Here is an 18,928-nt window from a genome sequence, read left to right on the forward strand (position 1 = left end):
AATTAAAAATAATAAGATTGCTTGTGCGGCAGAGTAGCGCTAACTCGGGAAGATGTCCCAGGTCCTCCTCTTGTGAGTGCGTTGAAAATGGTGAAATTTTGAAAAGACCCAATTGTTGCTGTAATCACTAAAAAGAAACTAGTTGGAGATACGATAGGTAACGTAATCCTGAATAATTGTTGGATTTTTGTTGCCCCATCAATTTCAGCAGCCTCGTACAAATCCTTTGAGACTCCTTGGAGAGCTGCCAAATAGACGACCATTTGAAAAGGGGAATTTGCCCAGGCTGCGACTATTGCGGTGGTAAGGATGGCTGTTTTGCTGCCAGCAAACCATAAAGGCGGATTTTCAATTCCGATCACATTAAGTAATGAATTTACAAAACCGCCAAAAGGATCAAATAGCATTGAAAATACAAGTGAAATGGCAACGATGTTTGCAACATAAGGCATCAAAAATAATGACCTACTAAAGCTTTTCCAATAAAAAGCTCTATTTAATAAAACAGCCGCAAAGAAACCTACAATTGTCAATAAAGGCACATAAATGATCGTATAATAAAAGCTTTTTAAGTAAGAAGACAAGGCGATCGAATCTTTAAAAATAGCTGTATAATTAGCTAATCCAGTCCACTTTAATGTGTTAAGTGGTTTGAAATCATTGAAGTCTACAAAACTGATAAATAATGCATATAGAAATGGAGCAATTCCAAAAATGAGAAATCCAATAAAAAAGGGGATAACAAATATAAAAGCAGCTTTAGCCTCTTGTTTTTCTAAACTCTTTTTGTTTTTTTTATTATTTAACATGTACAACCTCTTCACCCCTAAATCAAAAGGCACTTATTTACATAAGTGCCCTTATAATAAACTCTTTACATATACTTACTTTGCCGTTTTCGCTTTGTTTATCGTTTCATCTGCTCGAGTTTTTATTGATTTGATTGTATCATCCAATGACTTTTGTCCCACAAGATACAATTCAGCTTCCTGCAATATTGTCTTTCCATATTCAGTAGCAATTGACCCCGTAATTTTTTCAGGTTTAAGACCAAGATTTGGTGTCAAATAAACCTCACTAAGATTTTCAGCTGTAATACCATCAGTAGTAGGGAACGAAGATACCATTTCATTAAAAATGTTATTCACTTCTTCTTTGTTCAAATCAACGCGTGCTGGAATTCCTCCTCCGTACTTATATGAATTTTCTGCAAACCACTTCACAAAATCAGCTGCTTCCTTCGGATGTTTTGAATATTTATTTATACCTGTTCCACCCGTAACGCCGATATTATTCTTTCCCTTTGGATCAACAGGCGGTTGTGAAATCCCAATATTCCAATCACGCGGATATGTTTTTTTATCTATAGGTGCAAATGAAAACCATGTTCCAGTAAATATCATTCCGAATTTCCCGTTCATAAAAGCATCATATGGAATTTTCTTCGTTTTCATTTCGAGTCAGCTAGGTTGAATCTTTAATTTATTACCAAGATCTCCAAACCATTGTAAAGATTCTTTAAAATTAGGATCATCATAATTCGATGTTCCATCTGCTTTATATCCATCAATACCTCTTTGCGCTGCTAAAAGATACATCATATTATCATAATCAGGCATTGTTGAACCATAAATTCCTTTACTTGCATCAGTTAATTTTTTAGCAGTCTCAATATATTGATCCCACGTCCATTCACCTTTTGGATAAGGTACATTTGCATCATCAAATATCTTTTTATTATAATAAACAGCCCATGTTCCAATCGTGTGAGGAAGAGAATATATTTTGTCACCAGCGAATTTGGTTAAATTTTTACCGAACTCCTTTTCATAGTCGACTCCTGCTTCCTTATAAATATCATTCAATGGTATAAGCCAATTATTGGTTGCATACTTAGCATGAATAATTGGATTTTGAAGCGGAATAAGATCCACATCCCCTCCTGCAGAAAGATCCACATCAATCTTTTTGTAGATGGCATCTCCATCACCAGCAATAGTTTCAAGCTGCACCGTATTTCCAGATATTTTTTTATAATCTTCCAAGAGCCTCTTTGTAGAAGGTAAATTGCTATTTCCAGAAGTTGTATACCACTTTAGTACTACAGGTTCTTTTTTCAATGTGGAAGTTGCCGAACTAGAAGATGAAGGTGATTCTGAAGATGTTTTGCTTGTGTCGGCAGCCTCTTTCGTTCCACCACAACCTGCCAGAGATATGCCGACCATGCCAAAAATGAGTGACGATACGACTACTTTTTTTGCCCTTAGATTTTTCATAAACGATACCCCTTTTAATGTTTTTGTCTTCTTTTAAAGTATAGGCTCTTTAAGGAGTCACTAAAATGTAATATCTTTCTACTTTTTAACTTATCTTTATCTTAGATTCATATTGTGAAACTGATTTTGTAATATTTAAAGAAAAAAATGTACTTATTTGTGATTTCAACCATCTCACAAAGCACATTTTTACATTATCTATATTTCAGAGGAGACTCCCCTACATTTTTCTTAAACACTTTACTAAAGTAATATTCATCCGCATAACCAACTTCTCTTGCTATTTCAGCGTTTTTTAAATCTGTCGTTTTTAACAAGAACTTTGCTCGACCAATCCTGACTTCCGTAAGGTAGTCAATAAAATTTTGCCCAGTCTCTTTTTTAAACAAATTGCTTAAGTATGCGGGAGACAACTGCAGGTACTCAGCTACTTTTTCTAAAGAGAGCTCTTCTTTATAATGCTTATTGATAAATTGTTTAGTTAAAAATACTCTCATACCTTCTTTATTTTCCACTAATTGCTCGATTATTCGATGTTTTAGCCGATTAATCCAGTCGATAAAATCGACCTTTAAGCTCATTTTTGTGATCTCACTATACATTTCTTTATTAATAATTTCTTTACCAGCTAGATGGTAATTATCCACAAAACTTTGGAATAAATAAAAGATTGTATAACTGAACCCTGTCAAAAGTTCCTTCGTAAGGTTATTAGATCGACTCATTTCCTTCACCAGTAAATGTAAGGCATCATTAACATCTTTCACTTCTCCATCGAGCAGTGCCTTTTCGACTTGCTTCATTTCCATGGACAAATCATCAGTTTCTTGCAAGGACATCTGACATACATCGCGATAATTAATATTACTTCCTCTTGGAAATATAAATTTAAAGCGTACTGCTTCCTTAGCTTCCCTGTACGAATGAATTATTTGCTCATAACTCTGGTGTACACTGCCAATACCAATGCAAACTGATGTGCTTAAATATTTACGTAAAGTAGTTCGTATATTTTCAGTTAATTCATTTATGGCATTTCCAGATTCCAATTCTTCTCTTTTCCTCAATGATAAGATAGCAACAAATTGTTTGGGATGAAGACTTGTAACGTGCCCAAATGCATAACTAGCTATGACTTCATCAAGAATGTTCAAAATAGAGTAATCCAGCAAATGTGGGGACTCCCCGTATTTTTGGTAAATAGTAAAATCATCTACTTCTATTTTTAGACTAATAAGGTTTCCTTCAGGAAAAGATATTTCATTCAATTCTAGCTGTTCAATTATTTCTTCTCTACTCTGAACAATTCCTAATATTACGTCTTTAAAAAACTTATCTCTGTGAAGAACAGCGTGCTTAGCAGGTTCTATTTGAGATGAAATAACTTTCTTCACCGTATGATCTTCGGCAGATATTATCGAGTTCCTTAAATCTTTCAATATCCGAATTAAATGTTCTGGTTCTAACTCTAGTTTCAAAATATAATCTTCTGCCCCGTTCTTCATTGCTACCTTGACATATTCCAAATCATCATGCGCACTAAGTATAATAAACTTCGCATGATGCTCTTCTTGTCTCAATTGCATGAGTAACTCAATCCCTGTCATAACAGGCATTTTAATATCCGTTAAAATAATATCAGGATAACTGGTACGAGCAATTTCTAACGCCTTTTTCCCATTCTCCGCTTCTCCAATAAGCTCAAAACCTAACTCTTCCCAAGGAATTATAGTTTTAATACCAATTCTGACAAGTGCTTCATCATCGACAATAAGTACTTTTAGCATGTTAAACTCCATCCGTTTATAAGATCATAATTCGTGAGCAATGATTAAAGGAAGCCTTATATGAACTTTCGTAAAAACACCTACTTCACTTTCAATTTGAATACCATACATCTCACCGCAGATCATTTTGATTCGATTATTTACATTTCGCACACCGATCCCAATGGTGCCATCTGAATCCGCAATATGTTCATTTTTTATTTTTGAAATTTGAAGCTGAGACATCCCCACTCCAGTATCCTCCACAATAATTCTGAGTATTGAATCCTCTGCAGAAACTTTTATTATAATGTCCCCTGGTTCTTCTTGAGGTTCAATGCCATGAAATATGGCATTCTCGACGATAGGTTGCAATATAAACTTAACACATTCCGCTTGGAGCAATTGTTCATCTACTTCATAATACACCTGAAATTTGTCCCTGTATCGGGTTTGTTGAATGTATACATAATCCCTTATCATCCCTAATTCTTCTCCGAGAGTTATCAGCGTGCTCCTGTGTTTAAATGTATTCTTCAACAATCTTCCAAGTGCATCTACCACTTCTTTTATACCGTCCGCCTTTTGAATAATAGCCATCCAACGAATGGTATTTAAGGTATTGTATAAAAAGTGAGGGTTAATTTGACCTTGCAGCGCCTTTATTTCTGCATGTCTTTTTTGTTTTTCTTCTTCTATTACCTGGTTAAACAAAGAGTTAATTCGTTCAATCATATAATTATAAGTTACGCTTAGAAGACCAATCTCATCAACACTCTTAACAGTTGATTTAACGACCAGATTAGTACCCTTTACATCTTTCATGGTCAATGTTAATTGTTTGATTGGACGTACAATACTTGCCGAAATATAAAACCAAAGGATCCCTGAGAATAAAAAAGAAACAATGAAAACGATCGTCGTAATTTGAAAAATAATTTTATTATCCTTTGTTAGCATCTCCATGGGAACCATTTGAATAATTCTCCAACCATACTTTTCTATGTCATAGGTAGAAGCAAGAAAAGATTGCCCATTTTTCTTAATTTCGAAGCTGGAACTATTGGTATGTTGAGGAACCTCAATCCCCTCAGACTCCAAACTTTTAGCAACTTTCTGCTCAGGAAATACTATTTTTCCTTGCTGATCTACAATGTAAATTTGACTTTGTGTATTCGGTGAAGCCTTAGTTAAAATATCAGAAAAAACAGACGTATCTAGGCTTAAGTAAATACTCCCGATATTTCTGGTATTAGAATCATTAATTTCTCTGGAGATAGAAAATACTTGTTTTGTTTGAGACATTGTAGATTCACTATCATGTACGCCAATCCAAAGTACTTTCCCTTTTAACGATTTCATTTGCTTATACCAGCTTGATTCCTGAAACTGCTTGGTATCGATAAAATAAGCATCCTTACCATACATATACTTACTTCCGTTATTCCCCAAAACAAATAGAGAAGTAATGTAACTATAATAATTGGAATAAAAGGAAATATTGTCAAAGACCTGATCAACTCTTTTTAAATTAATAAAGTTCTGTTGTTCACTCCCAATATCCGAACTAATCGCTTGTTGAATGTCCTCATTAATGTAAATCAACTCAGTAATTTTCTCAATTCCTGATAATTCCTTCATAGTAGAATTTCCAATATACAGAAGATTTTCTTGAAACGATTGACTGACTTTTTCTTTTAAAATATTCACAGAAACAAAATAAGAAGTTAAACTAATCGCAGTTGTTGGAATGACTAAAACAAGAAGAAAAGAAATAAATATTTTATTTTGAATACTTCTTCTAAAAATACGAATTAAATTCATTTAATCCCTTTCTTTACTCTCTAAGGGTGGATAAAACTTATGTAACCGTGAACCTAAATAAATCACCCCAAATTATTCTACATTGTTTACTTGTTTACCTTTCAATAAAGACTCCATTTATGTAAATCACTTATCTTGTTATTGTACTCTTATTAGCAGAACTTCTCATTTGGTCTTCCAACAGAAGTGAGGACAGTCGATTTTCATCGAACTGTCCTTTCCTTAGTAACTATGAAACTTCATAAACCTACCAAATAAGTACATGTTTCTCTTTTAAACGCAATACAGCTTCAATAAAGAAATAATCACCGTAAATAATAGAAACCTCGTTGTTCTTTTTACTGTGATACGCTTCTGTCCCACCTGAAATAATGGCGTCTTCGTTCGGATTCCAATTTGCGAAGCGTTCATCCGTTTCTTGTAAAATCCGAATCGCAGCATTGCAGTAGAATGTCTGCTCAAGCTCTGGTACAGTCTCGGCTAGTTCAAGTAATCCACACGCTGCGCAGAGACCTGCCGTTGTATCCCATTTCACTGGTTCTGCGGGTGCGCGGAAGTCAACTAATGGTACATAGTCTGTTGTGGACACTTGTGTGATAAAGTAGTGAGCGATGCTTTTTGCTGCGTTCAGATAGCGGTCATCCTTCGTATAACGATAGCTCAAAGCAAAGCCATACAGTGCCCAAGACTGTCCTCTGGACCATGCTGATCCAGACGCATAACCTTGTCCTCCAGGTGTCTCCAATAGTTCACCGTTCTCAGGATTCAAAATGGCAATATGATTACATGAGCCATCGGAACGCACAATCCTGCTCAGAACAGTGTCAGCATGATCGATCGCGATATAACGAAACCGCGGGTCATTCGTCTCCTCGCTCGCCCAATATAACAAGGGAATGTTCATCATACTGTCTACAATGATCCAACCTGTGCAATCGTCATTCCAAGCCCGAATAAAACGGCCCCTTGGATTATATCTGCCAGCCAAAAGGTTAGCCGCATGCAATCCGCGTGTTTTACTTCTTTCATTACTCGTAAACCGATAGTTTGCAACTGCAGAATGCAGCCACATGAATCCAACATCATGGTGCAATCCCTCGAACCCCTCTAACGCTGCATCTAAACGACGTTCTACACCTTCTGCTGCAGTTTTGTAAGTTTCTTCCTGGGTAGCTTGATACATATGCCACAACATGCCCGGCCAGAAGCCATTGGTCCACCAATAAATATCCGTATCTCCTTTATCTTCACGATATTCTCCATTAACTGGAACATAAGGAATACGTTCACCTACGCGTTCGCATTCTGCAGACATTTTCACTTGTATCTTTTCCCAAGTACAATCTAGCCAATACTGATCTACGTCATTTAGTTTCTTATGCATTTCGAATCTCCTCACGTTATAAAAATGTCTAAATTACTCTTTAATACTTATCCATTCAAAATCAACAAAATCATTATCCGTTTCATCCCCTATTGGAGAACAGAAAAGTCCAATCTTTGCACCTACCCATCCGCCAGGCTTAGCAATAAATGGATCTCCAATCTGTTGATATTCGATCCCATCTAAACTGAAATGGAACGTACATAGTGCTCCAGCAGCAACATGAACTTGTATATAAACCGACGATAACGAGTTCTCAAGCTCAAAGCTAGCAGTTAATTTTTCATCATCATTACGATTTCCTTCGACTACAACCATTCGCTTGTTGAACCCCTTATGCTCCACAGCCATATAAGCAAATTCATGCCCGAATACAGTCATTCCCGAGTGAAATAAACCTCTTTCACGTGGTCCTAGGTTCAACTTACTTGTAGCTGTGAAAACGGGTGCAGGGAACTTTTGACATAAAATATTCGGAGCTTCGAACAAGTTAGCATGATGCGTATTGGCATACAGACGAAGGTTACCAGGACTTGCGTCAAGCGAGAACCACTCCGCTTTCCTATTTCCCTGCCATTGCCATTGAAGTCCGAGGCTACCTTTTTCAAAATTATCTGAAGTATCCGGAACGGTTACTGGCCATGAAAGAGGTCCAACATTTGGTTTGATATTAAACATTACTGGCTCACCGATTCCATCTCCATTCGTATCTTCGCCAATCAATGGCCAATCATCCTGCCAAGTCATGGGCTGGAGATGAACAATACGTCCGTACGCTCCACAATCTTGGAAATGAGCAAACCAGGATTCTCCAGAATCGAGTTCCACATAACCTCCTTGATGTGGACCGTTAATTTGAGTATCTCCTTGATGCATGACAATCCGATCTTCAAACGGACCGTAGATGTTTCTGGATCTAAGCACAGTCTGCCATCCTGTTGCAACTCCTCCTGCAGGAGCAAAAATATAATAATACCCATTTCGTTTATACAGTTTGGGGCCCTCAATGGTAGGATGGTTATCTGTTCCATCGAAAACGACGACTCCATCGTCTAACAATGCGCTTCCATCACTCTTCATTTTGCATAAATTTAACTTGCTGTTGAAGCCGCATCGACTGTACGCATAAGCATGAATCAAGTAAGCTTGGCCATCCTCATCCCACATCGGACAAGGGTCAATCCATCCTTTAACTTCCTGTACAAGATGAAGTTCAGACCAAGGTCCAGAAGCATCCTTCGCTTGTGTCATAAACACTCCTTCATCTGGTGTACTGACAAATATCCAAAACATCCCGTCATGATAACGAATACTTGGTGCCCATATGCCCTGAGCGTGACGAACGCTCTCATCATATCCGGATGGAAGCCTGTCAACTGCGTGTCCAATAATCGTCCAATTTACAAGATCCTTCGATTCCAGAATCGGAAGTCCAGGCGTGCTAACAAAGCTAGAGGCTGTCATATAAAAACAGTCTCCGACTCGTATAATATCCAAATCGGAATAATCAGCATGAAGAATCGGATTACGATACTTCCCATCCCCTAAATCAGCTACCCATACTGGACTTAATGATATTTCATTCATCTAATTCACTCCTGCATTCCTTATCGTTTCATATCCTAAAAAGCATTTAAACTGTTGTAATTGTATACTGCTTACCTGCCTTCGTTTCAAACGTGACCATGCCGTTACCATGGCAAACACTTGCCACTGAATTCCCATTTTCCTCGACCTGTATAGGAATAGCTGATGACACATTGCATGATTTTCCTTGCAGAGATAAAATTGTCGCACTCGATATCTTGCCGTTCTCCCACGAAATGTCAATTTCGAAGCCCCCGCGTGCTCGCAGGCCTTTAACATGCCCTGACGCCCAATCATCCGGAAGCGCCGGTAACAAATAAATCACCTCTGCGTGAGATTGCAGGAGCATTTCTGCCACACCAGCTGTAAACCCAAAGTTCCCATCGATTTGAAAGGGCGGATGAGCACCGAACAAATTAGGGTAAACGCCGCCGCCTGTAACAGCGCCTTTTTCTTCATGAACAAGATTAAATACATCATCTATTAAGCGTAGTGCTCGATTTCCATCCCTAAAACGTGCCCATAAATTAATTTTCCACGCTAAGCTCCAGCCAGTTCCAATGTCGCTTCTTCGCTCTAAAGAACATTGAGCTGCTTCGAACAACTCAGGTGTTGTCTCTAATGTCAATTGGCTTCCTGGAAATACGCCGTACAAATGTGATACATGTCGGTGAAACACATCTTGATCCTCGAAATCTTGAAACCATTCCTGCAGCTGGCCATGCTTCCCAATTTGATAAGGGAATAAGCGAGCTTTAGCCATTTCTAACTCAGCTTGAAACGATTCATCCATGCCCAATGCCTTGGCTGCCTTGACGCAATTAGTAAACAGATCCCACATTAACGCATGGTCCATAGCAGCCCCTTTACTCACAGCAGCGAGGGAGCCATCTGCCGTTACAAATTTATGTTCAGGCGACGTTGAGGGCGATGAGATCAAGCTTCCATCCGGTTCTTCTTGCAACCAATCTAGACAAAAGAGGGCCGCTTCTTTCATGATCGGGTACGCCTTTTCCCGAAGATAAGTGTCGTCACGTCCGAAATCATAATGCTCCCAAAGATGTTGACTTAACCAAGGACTCGCCATTGGCCAACTAGCCCATACCGGATCTCCTGCTCCATAGTCTCCAACAGGTGTAGCTTGGCACCAAATATCGCTATTATGATGCGCGGTCCAACCCTTTGCACCGTAATTGACGCTTGCCACAATTGTTCCCTTTGTACTCAAATTCTTTGTGAACGTAAGCAGTGGTTGATGACACTCAGCCAAATTACACGTTTCAGCAAGCCAGTAATTCATCTCTGCATTAATATTTAACGTATAGTTGCTGCTCCAAGGCGGTCGAACGTCTTTATTCCAAATCCCTTGTAGGTTTGCAGCCTGTGTGCCGGGACGTGAACTGGAGATCATCAAATATCGCCCAAATTGAAACAAGAGTTCAACCAGCTTCTTATCTCTCGCCCCATGAGCTTCAACTCTAGCATCTGTTGACTTCAACGGGACTAAATCAGCAGCACCCAAGTCTAGCGAAACACGATCAAATAATGCACGATAATCGTCAATGTGATCGTTCACTAAGGCGAGGTAGCTCTTCTCTAGAGCTGCAGTCACCTGAGATTCAACAATCGAAGAAGGATCCTTGCCTTCAGTAGCAGGATTACGATCAAAACCATTGAAGCTCGTAGCTGCACTGAATATAAGTGTAGCTGACGTAGCACCTTCAATGTACAAGCCATCGTGATTCACAACGGACTGACCATTCTCGACGCGATATGCAAGTCTACCTTCGAACCTCATACCTTCATCCCCGTAAACAACTGGGTTGTCCGTGCGGTAATAATTCGGGTCCACATGCACTGGCGCTTTCCCCTTCAAGATGAGTCGATCATCTTCTACACCCGTATGATGCTTGAGTGGGCTCCACAATTTCACTCTGAAATTAAGCATTCTAGGTCGATCTGCCTCTAATCGCAGAACAATTACTTGATCGGGATAAGAGATAAAATACGTCCGTTTGTAGGCAACCTCACCAATTTTATAAGTAATCGTTGTCGTTGCTGTCTCAATATCTAATTCACGTGAGTAATCTTGTGCAAGATCTCCGTGATAGAAATGAATATTCAGGTCGCCAAGCGGCAGATAAGATTGTGTGTAAGGTCCCATCATTTCTTTACTTAATACATCTGCATTCGTATATGAACCTTCATTAATGCTTTTGCGGATCTCGGGTAAGATGTCTCGTGCTCTTGGATTCGTTCCATCCTTCGGTGCACCTGACCACAATGTATCCTCATTCAACTGCAACTTTTCTGTTTCGATCCCTCCGAAGACCATCGCTCCCAGACGCCCGTTGCCAAGCGGTAACGCCTCTGTCCATTTCCCTGCTGGAACTTGATAACATAACTTCATGTTGTGTTCTCTCCTCACTCATAGGTGCTCTGTTTAACTACAACTCAACTTATTCAAATCGCACATCGGACACGAACGGTCCAACGTTCACCTTACCTTCAGAAGCACCTGTTATTTTTACACCGTTTCTATAAAAATCTTTTATTAAGACACTTTTGACAGACCTATCCTCGTCAAATCCACAGACGGATGAAACCACATCCTCGCTCCCACGATAACGAATATTGTCAAACTCCACATGTTCAATGCCATTCCCTGGGACCGGATTATAGTCCGGGTTCCAAATCACACGAATGTCGATAATTCTTCCTAATTCAAAAGGATCGATACGAATGTTCCGATAGGTCACATGCCTCACGAGGTTTTTATCTCCCGCATTGATTGTAAGACATCCACGATACCCATCCTGCGGCTCATGATGCTCCAAAATGTCTATATTCTCGAAAAGGATATTCTCAATAAACGTTCCTTCACCAAGATAATCGCCATGCGTTCCAATCATCGTCGGATGTGCGACATCGGCCCAAAGCACCGAATTTTTAACCGTAATATTCTTAGCGTCTCCGTAGTACCCCCAACGATGGCCATAGATTGCAATACAATCATCTGAATTCCGCATAAATACATTGTCGATCTCTACGTCACAACACGACATCATATCGATGCCATCTGACCAGCCGCGTGTACTGAAGGATTCGAAATCTCGTATGCTTATTCGCTCGGACTGCCCTAAGTAGATACTATAATGAGGAGGATCAATGACGGCGATGCCTAACACCTCGACATCCTTGCTGTACATGATACGCACGCCTCGGAAAGCAGAGAATCGGCCGAAATCTGCTAAATATATAAAGCCTCTGCCGAAAATCTTCACATCCGCTACACCATCACAAACAAGCGAACCTACGAGGACTGCACCACCTGCCAAATAAACAGATATTCCCGAAGGAATGTTCAATAAAACCTGCTCAATATGATGCATACCTGGTTTAAAATAAATGGTATGTATGCCTGTTTCCAGCCGTCCATACAAAATTTCAGTTCGATGTATACCTGGATCGATGACGACAACGCCCGCATCATGTGGATTGGGCTGTTCTGATTCAATTTCTTTTGCAAACAGATGTAAATTATGAAAACGGTCTCCATTTATCTCAATAGACAGCTTCTGAGGTTGCTTCAACGTAAATCGTAGTCGTCCTTGATCAATCATGTCAGGTAGAACACCTGCAGAATGGGGGCGAATTTCAATGTTTTGGATAACATTGCGCTTGCTGATGACCTCAACTTCTACTTCGCAGCAGAAATCAAAGCTCGCCATTGCTGCTTCCCTAACATCGTGCATATCGACTTTGACTAATAGCACGTCTAATTCTTTCCAGTCCCCTCCAGGTGTCCGGACGTTTACTATGAAATCTTTATTCCTCGGAACTGGATTAGGTATGGAATAAGTAATAAGTTTAGATTTTTCCATATTTATATATTCATCCTCCATAAACTGATAATTACACTTTTTCAAATAATACGGTAATCGCTTACATAAATGCTCACACCAATTTTATCAACGTGCTCGAAGATGGACTATCCTAATTTCTCAAGATTTCTTGTACTTTTCATGTTTATATACTCAAACAAAACACCCCCAGTATCTGAAAGGTACTGGGGGTCATCAATATAATAAGCTTTTTACATATTATTTGAAAGACGCACTACCGGCACATCAATGGTTACACGAGTTCCCGTATCCGAATCACTTTCAAACCGCATACATTGGGTTTCACCAAAGTATAATTCCAAACGTTTCTCGATATTTTTGACCCCATATCCGCTGCCGTGATAACCGGGTCTATCGCTTAGATCATTATTCAAGCCGATTCCATCATCCTCAATGGATAGAATCAATCGCTGATCTTTCATGGTTGCCTTTATAGTTACAGTCCCCTTACCATCGGGTTTTTCTGTAATACCGTGCACTATCGCATTCTCAACTAAAGGTTGGAGAGTGATCTTGGGTAGTAAAGAATCCAAAAGCTCCTCCTCTACCTGGATAGCGAATGAAATCCTGCCTCTGAAACGTCTCTGTTGAATATCTACATAAAAGCGGCACATGCGAAGCTCATCCTTCAGAGTAACGAAATCCTCACCTTTATTCAAAATAAGTTTGTAATAATCCGAGAGCGCATAAACGACTTGCTGAATATTGTCCCTTTCTTCTCGTTGTGCCATCCAATTTAGCATATCGAGTGTATTATATAAAAAATGTGGATTGATCTGAGATTGGAGCGCTTTGAGCTCTGCCCCCTTCTTTTCCTGGCCTAACCGATATTGCTCCTGAAGAAGTTCCTGAACACTATTAATCATGTAATTGTAGCTTGAAACGAGTCGTCCCATTTCATCGTCGCACGGCTCAATATCAAGTTTCCTAAGCTCTCCTAGCCGAACTTGATCCATCTTCCGGGCTAACAAGAAAATTCGAGCTGTAATGGATCTAGTTACGGGGAAAATAAGAATCATTAATGCGGCAGCCACCAACACATAGATCGTGATCATTTGTGTACTTACGATATTTACAGCTTTAAATGCAGCCGTTTTGGGGATAATGGAAGTCAGATAAATACCGGATTTGCCAATTTGATTGCATCGGATCAAATAATCAAGGTTATTCAGCTTAATTTCAACAAAATCACTTTTTGTTTCTTTGATGAGTGACGGCCGAATGGCCAAATCAGTTACATTCGCTGCATGGACATTGTCACTGCCCGCAATCAATTGTCCCTCTTCATTTATCAAGTAGACAACCTGCTCAGGCACAGTTCGCGTTAAGTTATCTCGTATTTTCTTCAAATCCAAATCGATAGTTACTAAACCAATTGAGTCACTATAGTTCCTCGTATCCCATAAAATTCTTCCTAAAGTCAAATACTTGTATATATCGTCTTTACTCTCATTTTCATACAATACCCAAGTAGGGCTTCCAGCATTTTTGATTACTTTCTCAGACCAATTTCTACCTTCAATTAACTTTAATTTACGAAAACGTGTATCTGTTCCTGATACCACAAACCGATCATCGATATAGTAGGTAATATGTTCGCTCTCCGAACTCTCCTCCAATGTCTTTGTATAGGTTTCTATTTTGCCAAAATCAATGAGTTGTTCACCAATATCCTTCTGTAAAGGATCAGATCCTAAAGCGGACACAAGTGCATCATTTAAAATGACCATAGTCGACAATTTCTCAATGCGAGTAAATGTCCCTGACAAGGAAGAAAGGGTTTGTTCATAGTTTTGATTGGCTGCATAATTTTGAGACTTCAACGTCGCACTTGTTATTTTTTGGTAAGAAATTATGAAAGTAATCATCAACGGGATAAGTCCTACCAAAGCGAATAAGAATAGCAATTTTTTCTTTAAGGATAAGTTAGAAAACCAAAGTTTAACCTTCATTTCATAATCATCTTTCTATACTCAACAGGTGTCAAATTCGTTGCAGCACGGAAAACTTTCGTGAAATAACTGGCACTTGCGTAACCGCATAATTCCGAAATCATATTTATTTTATAATGTTCATTGGATATCAACTTTTTGGCCAGCTCCAATCTGTAATCGCCAATGTATTGCTTTATCGTTACCCCGGTTTCGTTCTTAAATAGCATGCCTAGATGTGCTGTGGACAGATGAACAGACTCTGCAATTTCACGCACATCCAAATCCACATCGCTGCAATTGGAAGTAATATAGGACATAACATCTCTAACTACTCTAGAATATTGGGATGAATCTTCCAATTCCTCCACATATAAAGCTAGTAGTTGCAGCATAAAATTCTTAATTTCAAAAATTGAACGACACTTATGAATATACAGTTCTAGATCGTTCGTATTGAAAATGTGGTTGATTTTATTTAAAAGTGAGCTTTTCTCGTGCAATATAGCTTGCGCAAAGGAAGTGAACAATTCACAAACCCGTTCTTTTCGTGGATATTCGAACTCGCAGAACTGCTTACAGACCATATCAACCCAAGTTGCTAATTGGGTAGGCTCATTCTTAAACAGACTGTAGAATTCCGAATAGAGCTCAACTCCCAATCCTTGAGGAGCGTTCTTTCTCTGATCCAAGCTGAACATTTGTAGATTAGGATGATAAAAAGAACTTTCTAATGCACTCCATGCTGTTTGATAGCTTTCGGCAACTGCTTCTAAATGAAGCGCTTCCTTTCCAACTCCTACAACCCAGCTTTCATTTTGTTTTAAAAGAAGATCAATTACATATAAAATTCGCTTTCTGTCATGCTTCTTAACGGACAAGACAGAAAGGTACTTGTTATTTTCAAGTACTGTACCTAGAGATGGGATTTGGTATGAGCTCCAATAATCGTTAATAAAAGCTATCCAACTATCTTGTACTTCCTCATCTGTTACTTGTGAGAGTACAACGCACATATATGTACTATCCACGGGAAAATTAGTTTCCTTGCAAAGCGAAATGACTTCTTTCACGTTCATGCTTTTGGATTTCAACATTCCCGCGAGCTTTTGGCGTTGTAAGGCCATGTTCTGATTCATCATACTTTGGTGTTTATGCTTCGCATGAATAAATTCTACCGTTTTCTTGATCGCGGCTTCCAAATCTGTCAGCCTAATTGGCTTCTCTATATAATCTACGGCCGATAGTTTAATAGCACTTTTTAGATAATCAATATCCATATATCCACTCATAAATAACAACTTACTCTCAGTGGAACAAACAGCTAATTTCTCTGCGAATTCAATACCATTAAGCTTGGGCATTCGAATATCCGTCAACACAATATCGGGGTGGAAGTCCTCAGCAATGCGGAGTGCTTCCGCACCATCTCTAGCTTCTTTTATCTCTGTAATGCCTAATGCTGTCCAATCCATCGATTCCATTATGCCAAGCCTGGTGTAATCATCATCATCTGCAATTAATAAGCGCATGGGATCGTGCTCCTTTTAAGATCACTTCATAAGTTCATCTTAGCATATCTGATAGGTGAAATGCAGGCATCCCACCCCTATTCGGGATGGGATAAATATGGGAACTATTTCTTTTTAGTAGCAGCGAAAGTATCCAGTTGTTTCTGCAAAGCTGCCATATACTTATCAAAGCCTGCACCTTTAAGTTGTTGCTTCAAGGCTTCTAGATCAGCCTCTTGGTTTTTCTTAACCATACCCACTACTAGAGGCAGAGCAAATTGTGTTCTTACTGTTTCTAAACTCGAATTTTCTGCTGCCAGTTCAGATGTATTAAATACAAATCCTTCATACGGATTCGTTTTCAAAGAAGGAACAAGTGCTTCTCCTGCAGATTTTAATTTTTCATAAATACCTTGCCATTCAGCAGGATATTTCGATTCTGGATTCATAAAACCATCAGCCAGGCCTGTCCATGCTGGCTTTTTGTTTTTTGCATCAATACCATCTGAAGAGACTGCACCATTGACCATTTTATAGTTTTCACCTTCAACACCGAAGCTGAGCAAATTATAATAAGTCTGATCCACATGTGCTTTTTCGATAAATTTCAAAGCGGTTTCAACGTTCTTACTGTTGGCTCCAACTGAAATTTGCGTTGTTGTCTCATTGGAATGCGATGGCAAGAATATCGCTTTGGGATTCATCATTGAAAAGTCTACCCAATTTAATTCAAATTCAGGATGAGCATCTTTAATGGTAGAAATATAATTGCTACTTACTGCATAGAACTGGTTGTTGAACTCAAGTGGTTTTTTACCAGCTTTCATTAGTTCTTTGGTTTTGTCGCCTTCGTTACCCTGCGAAGCTAGAACATCATGGGCAATAATCCCATCGTCATACCATTTTTTCACATATCCAAGAACTTGTTTAAACTCTGGCGTATCATAAATACTCATTGCTTTGTATGGTTCATCCACTGACGCCACCGTTAGAACCGTTCCATTCAAGGATGTAACTGTTAAATACTTATTACCTGCAACCATAGCCCATACGTTGTTAACTGCACGCTTATCAATAATCATTGGCGTATCTGGAAATTCTTGCTTTGCTTTATACAAATATTTCTCTACCGTTTCAAGATTCGTGATTTCTGATAATCCCCATTTCTTTCTCAGGTCTTCACGGAACAACATGCCTTCCCCAGCAGCAATACCCGGTTTATTCAATTGAGGGATGCCGTAATTTTTACCATCAATCTTAAGACGAGTTAGAATATCTCCATAGCGTTCAGTAAGCTTCGGCGTGTTCTTCAAGTAAGGTGTTAGATCTGCAAAAGCATTTTTAACTGCAAAGTTTTTAAAATCAGACCATGCTCCGCCTACATAAAGATCATATTCCTTTGCCACAATGGCACGGCTGATTTGGTTCTTCTCATCGCCCCATGGAATAAAAGTGAATCTGACTGTTGCATTAAGATCTTTTTTCGTAAGCTCATCCAACTTCTTATAGAAGTTAGCCATTCCACTAGCTGGCTCTGCCCCCATTGTGATCGCTTTCAATTCTACAAGTGGACCGGGTGCTTGCGATGCAGCCGGTGTAGTCCCCGTTGATGCACCTGGAGTTGATGTTGCAACTTTGTCGGATGAACATGCCGCAGACGAAATGACAACAGATGACATGAGTACTGCGGATAATACTGTTTTTAGTTTTTTTGATGCTAACAAGAAAATCCCCTCCAATAATTTTTATATATGTTTTACAGAGGAAGCAATCCGAAGGGAAGTTTCCTCCAGTCAACAACAGATTTGATACAGTGTCAACCTTTGACGCCGCCAATCGTAAGGCCAGATACAAAATAACGTTGGGCAAAAGGATAGAATAGAAGAACGGGACCTGTAACCAACATAGCGGTAGCCAACTTCATCGTTTCCGAAGGTAAGGCATCCATAACAATCTGAGAGTCCTTGACTGCATCGGTCATCCTAGCTAGCATCCTGTAGAGTAAATACTGCAATCCCCACTTATCCTTGTCAGAAATCAGATAGAGACTATATCCAAACCAATTGTTCCAATAACCAAGCGCTAAAAACAAACCAACCGTAGCAGATACGGGCTTGCATAATGGAATGATGATCTGCCAATAAACACGGAAGTCACCTGCCCCATCAATCCTTGCAGACTCAACTAAGGAGTGAGGAATACCTTTAATATAATTACGAAACAAGAAGATATTAAATGGACCTAATAAGCCAGGTAGGATGACGGCCCACAACGAATGATTTAAATGAAGAAAGGTAGTATTAACTAAATAAGAAGGAATTAATCCACCACTGAACAATGTAGTGAAGTAGATAAAGAAAGCCGCTTTATCTCTGTGTTTAAAATCAGTCCGTGACAGTACATAACCGCTCATGGAGGTTAGCAGTAGTCCTACTACCGTCCCAACAAGTGTTACGTAAATGGTGACCAAGTACGCATTTCCTATCGTGTCCCCTAAATTACTAAATACGACTTTGTAGGCTTGTAATGAAAACTCCTGAGGAAACAGTTTATATCCGTTAATAGCGACCTGGCTTTCATCACTAAACGAGCCAGACAGTACAAGGATGAAGGGCAATAGACAAACGATGGCAAAGAACGATACGATCGTAACCGCGATCACATTAAAAATTTTGGTACCAGCATCCTGTTGTATCGTATTTCTTTGCTTTTTAATGGATAATTCAGCCATAATAAACTCCTTT

General features: G+C 39.2%; 11 protein-coding genes and 1 pseudogene. All 12 read right to left on the reverse strand.

What is annotated here, in order from left to right; translation table 11 throughout:
* Positions 1 to 2 precede the first annotated feature (2 nt).
* Positions 3 to 809, reverse strand: coding sequence for a carbohydrate ABC transporter permease (locus tag ACBP55_RS19175; RefSeq protein ID WP_464644165.1), 807 nt, complete (start codon positions 807 to 809; stop codon positions 3 to 5).
* Positions 810 to 884: 75 nt separating this feature from the next.
* A pseudogene (locus ACBP55_RS19180) lies at positions 885 to 2,276 on the reverse strand (ABC transporter substrate-binding protein).
* Positions 2,277 to 2,470: 194 nt separating this feature from the next.
* Positions 2,471 to 4,063 (reverse strand): response regulator, encoded by a 1,593-nt coding sequence (locus ACBP55_RS19185; protein WP_464644167.1) that lies wholly within the window; start codon positions 4,061 to 4,063, stop codon positions 2,471 to 2,473.
* A gap of 24 nt (positions 4,064 to 4,087) precedes the next feature.
* The gene (locus ACBP55_RS19190) at positions 4,088 to 5,866 is read right to left on the reverse strand and encodes a sensor histidine kinase (protein ID WP_464644169.1); all 1,779 of its coding nucleotides are present in this window, start codon (positions 5,864 to 5,866) and stop codon (positions 4,088 to 4,090) included.
* Between the two features lie 247 nt (positions 5,867 to 6,113).
* Positions 6,114 to 7,250 carry a glycoside hydrolase family 88 protein gene (locus ACBP55_RS19195; protein ID WP_464644171.1) on the reverse strand — a complete coding sequence of 379 codons (1,137 nt, stop codon included), beginning with the start codon at positions 7,248 to 7,250 and terminating at the stop codon, positions 6,114 to 6,116.
* Between the two features lie 33 nt (positions 7,251 to 7,283).
* Positions 7,284 to 8,837, reverse strand: coding sequence for a glycoside hydrolase family 43 protein (locus ACBP55_RS19200; protein WP_464644173.1), 1,554 nt, complete (start codon positions 8,835 to 8,837; stop codon positions 7,284 to 7,286).
* 46 nt (positions 8,838 to 8,883) lie between these two features.
* Entirely contained in the window at positions 8,884 to 11,247 is a 2,364-nt protein-coding gene (locus ACBP55_RS19205) for a glycoside hydrolase family 95 protein (protein ID WP_464644175.1), read from the reverse strand.
* A gap of 49 nt (positions 11,248 to 11,296) precedes the next feature.
* Positions 11,297 to 12,721 carry a glycosyl hydrolase family 28 protein gene (locus tag ACBP55_RS19210; protein WP_464644176.1) on the reverse strand — a complete coding sequence of 475 codons (1,425 nt, stop codon included), beginning with the start codon at positions 12,719 to 12,721 and terminating at the stop codon, positions 11,297 to 11,299.
* 212 nt (positions 12,722 to 12,933) lie between these two features.
* Positions 12,934 to 14,694 carry a sensor histidine kinase gene (locus ACBP55_RS19215; protein ID WP_464644178.1) on the reverse strand — a complete coding sequence of 587 codons (1,761 nt, stop codon included), beginning with the start codon at positions 14,692 to 14,694 and terminating at the stop codon, positions 12,934 to 12,936.
* Entirely contained in the window at positions 14,691 to 16,205 is a 1,515-nt protein-coding gene (locus ACBP55_RS19220; RefSeq protein WP_464644180.1) for a response regulator transcription factor, read from the reverse strand. Before ACBP55_RS19220 ends, ACBP55_RS19215 begins: the two co-directional genes overlap by 4 nt.
* 104 nt (positions 16,206 to 16,309) lie before the next feature.
* A complete protein-coding gene (locus tag ACBP55_RS19225) occupies positions 16,310 to 17,908 on the reverse strand; it encodes a DUF3502 domain-containing protein (protein WP_464644181.1) in 1,599 nt (532 codons plus the stop codon).
* Between the two features lie 92 nt (positions 17,909 to 18,000).
* A complete protein-coding gene (locus ACBP55_RS19230) occupies positions 18,001 to 18,915 on the reverse strand; it encodes a carbohydrate ABC transporter permease (RefSeq protein WP_464644182.1) in 915 nt (304 codons plus the stop codon).
* Positions 18,916 to 18,928: the final 13 nt, after the last annotated feature.

It is taken from the genome of Paenibacillus sp. WG02 (assembly GCF_055396115.1).